The sequence below is a fragment of the Roseomonas rosulenta genome (genome assembly GCF_016106005.1).
Taxonomy (GTDB): Bacteria; Pseudomonadota; Alphaproteobacteria; order Acetobacterales; family Acetobacteraceae; genus Neoroseomonas; species Neoroseomonas rosulenta.
This window is the reverse complement of sequence record NZ_JACADR010000366.1, coordinates 1-3727: the sequence shown is the minus strand read 5'-3', so window position 1 is coordinate 3727 and position 3727 is coordinate 1. Positions and strand designations below refer to the sequence as shown.

Here is a 3727-nt window from a genome sequence, read left to right as displayed (position 1 = left end):
GCTACTCGCCTGACGGGAGAGGTGCGCCCACCGCACGACCGGCGGGCTCGAAAACGACCCCCAAGGCCGCTTCCAGGACACCGCCACATCTTCATCAGCCGATCACGCAGGTTTCGCAGAGCTCTCCAGAGGTCTCCAACGGCACGAGAGAATCAGCACTCACCGCCATCAGCAAGGCGTCTCGCAGAGGTCTCCCCTATGTCGGTGGCGGTATTGGATATGGATGGCGCCAGTTCAACAATGTCGGCGGATCTGTTGGTGCGAACCGCCTGTTACTGAATGACAGCGGTGAAGGTCCTGTATACCAGTTCATTGCTGGCCTTACATTTCCCCTTGACTGGATCGGCATGCCGCGGCTGGCGGCTGCGCTTGAGTATCGCTACATCGCTCCCGAGACGCCTATTCTTAATGCGAACGTCACCGGTCCTGGCGGCACAAGCCGGACGGCGCCGGTCGACGCGGCGTCCCACAATCAGAATATACTCTTCGTTGTCCGCTACACATTTGGGCAGAGATCCTCGGCGCCGGTTCTGCCGCCGGCCGCGGCGCCCGGGCCGGCGCGCACCTTCCTGGTGTTCTTCGACTGGAACCGCGCCGACCTGACCGCGCGCGCGCGCCAGATCATTCCGGAAGCCGCGCAGGCCCGCACGCGCCAGGCGGTGACCCGCATCGAGGTGACCGGCCACACCGACACCTCGGGCTCGGCGCAGCACAACCAGGGCCTGTCGGTCCGCCGCGCCAACGCGGTGGCCGCCGAGCTGGTCCGCCTGGGCGTGCCGCGCAACGAGATCACCGCGCGTGGCGTCGGCGAGAGCCAGCTGCTGGTGCCGACCCCGGACAACACCCGCGAGCCGCAGAACCGCCGCCTGGAGATCGTGCTCCGCTAAAGCAGAACCCGATCAGGTGGGATCACCTGATCGGGTAAAGACGCTCGCGAGAGCAGACTGTTCGAGGCATTTCGGCGAGCCGAGGCGCGCCGACGCGACCCTAGTAGCGGCGCATCACGCGATCACTCACGAGAAGGGGCCCCGAGAGGCTTCCCAATTTTCTGCCTTCGATCGCGCGTGGCCAACGCCGGCAGGCCGGGCAAGCGCACGCCATTCATGCGGGCGCTCCCGCTCGGGGTGCTGCCCGGCTCACTCCACCAGCAGATTGCCCAGCGCGAAGCGGATCGTCGCCTCGTCCGCGATCGGCGGGCGGTTCAGGAAGCCGCAGAAATCGGCGATCTGCTGCGGGATCTCGGTGGCCTGGTAATACGCCAGAGGCGTGCCGTGCCGGACGATCTGGTCGAGCGTATAGTCCACCGCCTCGGCGGTGTAGGCGACGCCGTGCTGGGCCGCGTTGCTGCGCAGCAGGGCGGAAAATTCCTCCTTCGAGGGGCCATGCACGTGGATCTTGTAGGGCAGGCGGCGCAGGAAGGCCGGGTCCATCAGGTCGCGCGGGCTGAGGTTGGTCGAGAAGACCAGCAGCTGGTCAAAGGGGATCTGGAAGGACTGCCCGGTGTGCAGCTTCAGGAAGTCGATGCGCCGATCCATCGGCACCACCCAGCGGTTCAGCATCGCCTCGGGGCGTACCAGTTGGCGGCCGAAATCGTCGATCAGCAGCACGCCGTTCATCGCCTTGACGTGCAGCGGCGCCTCGTAGAAGCGCGCCGTCTCCTCGAACTTCAGGTCGAGCATGTCGAGGCTGAGCTCGCCGCCGGCCGCCACGAAGGGCCGCCGGCAGGGCACCCAGCGCGGGTCGAACTCGTCGGCCAGCAGGGAGGAGGACATGGTGGCCTCCATCCGCGCGCCGAGCCGCTTGTGCACCGAGGGGTCGTAGACCTTCACGATCTGCCCGCCCACCTCGAAGCAGTGCGGGATCAGCACCATGGCGCCGAACACCTTCACCATGCGCTCGGCGATCGAGGTCTTGCCGTTGCCCGGCGCGCCGTAGAGCAGGATCGAGCGCCCCGCATTGGCGGCGATGCCGACCTTGGCGAGGAGTTCCTCATTGACCACCAGCGGCTGCATCGCGCCCAGCACCGCCTGGGCGGTGACGGTCTCGCTGCGGATGGTCTGGCGCAGCACGCGCGCCGAATACTCCTTCAGCGAGACGGGCAGGGGGCCGATATAGGCGTTGTTGGCGAAGGCCTCCACCGCCATGGAGCGCCCGCGCGGGGTCAGTTCGATGCGCAGTTCGCCGGCCACGATGCCAGGCTTGAGCTCGACGATCCCCTGCGCGCGTGCCTGCTCGATCAGCACCGAGGCGAGCCGCCGCGAGATCGCGAGCGTCTCGGCAATCGTCGCCGCATTGCCCTGGCCCGCCGTGCTGAGGAACTTCACCATGATGTCGAAGACGATGCGCGGCTCGATGCCGAGTTCGAGCACGCTGTCGGGCGGCGCGGGCAGCCCGTCCTCGAGTTCGCTCACCTGGTGGGCGCTCAGCATGCCGAGCTCGACCAGCACCTCGCCGAACTTGCGCCCGGTGCGCGCCTGGCGTTCCAGTGCCTCGTCGGCGTCGTGGCGGGAGATCAGTTCGAGGGCGACGATCAGGTCACTGAAACGCAAGAGCCACCTCCAGCTTCGCGGGCGCCCGGGCCGCCCGGCCAGCGCCGCGGGCCGAATCGCGGGCGCCGACCGACGCTAATCGCGGGCGCGTCATCGGTCCATGCGGTTGTGTTTGACGATGCTGCTGCACGCACCAATCTGCCGCACGGCATGGCCACGACACCGACCCTGATCGGCTCCGAGATCTACCGCGGCTCGAGCTACGGGCCGAAGCATCCGCTCGCGATCCCGCGCGTGTCGACCATGCTCGACCTGGTGCGCGCGCTGGGCTGGGTGGCGCCGGGCGCCTACATCGACAGCCCGCAGGCGAGCCTCGAGGAACTCTCGCGCTTCCATGCGCGCGACTACCTGGACGCCCTGCTCCGGGCCGAGGCGACGCAGGCGGTCAGCGCCGAGGACCGTGCGCGCTTCCGCATCGGCGCCGATGGCAACCCGCTGTTCCGGGAGATGTTCCGCCGCCCCGCGACAGGGGCAGGCGGCACGCTGCTCGCCACGCGGCTGACGGCCGATGGCGGCGTGGCGCATGTGCCCGGCGGGGGCACGCATCACGGCCGGCCCGGCCGCGCGAGCGGCTTCTGCTACCTCAACGACGCGGTTCTCGGGCTCCTGGCGTGGCTCGACCAGGGGTTGAGTAACATCCTCTATCTCGACCTGGACGCGCATCACGGCGATGGCGTGCAGGATGCCTTCCACGACGATGCGCGCGTCTTCACCCTCAGCATCCACGAGGAGGGCCGCTGGCCCTTCACCGGCGGCAGCGAGGACCGCGCCGGCGGCCATGCCGCCAACATCCCGGTGCCGCCCGGCTTCAACGACAGCGAGATGGCCTGGGTGCTGCACCAGGCGATGCTGCCGATCATCGACCGACTGCGCCCGCAGGCCATCATGGTCCAATGCGGCGCCGATGCGCTGGAGGAGGACCCGCTGGCGAAGCTCAGCCTGTCCAACAACGCGCATCGCGCGGTCATCGCGGCGGTGATGCCCCGCGCGCCCCGTCTGATCGTGCTGGGTGGCGGTGGCTACAATCCATGGTCGGTGGCGCGCTGCTGGGCGGGCGTGTGGGGCGTGCTGGCGGGGCACGCCATGCCCGACCGCCTGCCGCCGGCGGCCGAGGCGGTGCTGCGCGGCCTCGCCTTCCAGCGCGCCGCCGGGCGCGCCTTTAGCCCGCGCGCCGCATG

3 protein-coding genes are annotated in these 3727 nt (G+C 69.0%); 2 read left to right on the top strand and 1 reads right to left on the bottom strand.

Annotated elements, in window-relative coordinates; translation table 11 throughout:
* Positions 1 to 887 (top strand): OmpA family protein (locus tag HW578_RS24275; RefSeq protein WP_198373278.1); only part of this gene is annotated, 887 nt, incomplete at its 5' end.
* A 249-nt stretch (positions 888 to 1136) separates the two neighbouring features.
* On the opposite strand, the gene HW578_RS24270 is transcribed toward HW578_RS24275, so the two are convergent.
* The gene (locus HW578_RS24270; RefSeq protein WP_198373277.1) at positions 1137 to 2549 is read right to left on the bottom strand and encodes an ATP-binding protein; all 1413 of its coding nucleotides are present in this window, start codon (positions 2547 to 2549) and stop codon (positions 1137 to 1139) included.
* Positions 2550 to 2699: 150 nt separating this feature from the next.
* Between HW578_RS24270 and HW578_RS24265 the strand changes: the two genes are divergently transcribed.
* Positions 2700 to 3727: acetoin utilization protein AcuC (locus HW578_RS24265; RefSeq protein WP_198373276.1), on the top strand; the 1028-nt coding region annotated here is incomplete at its 3' end.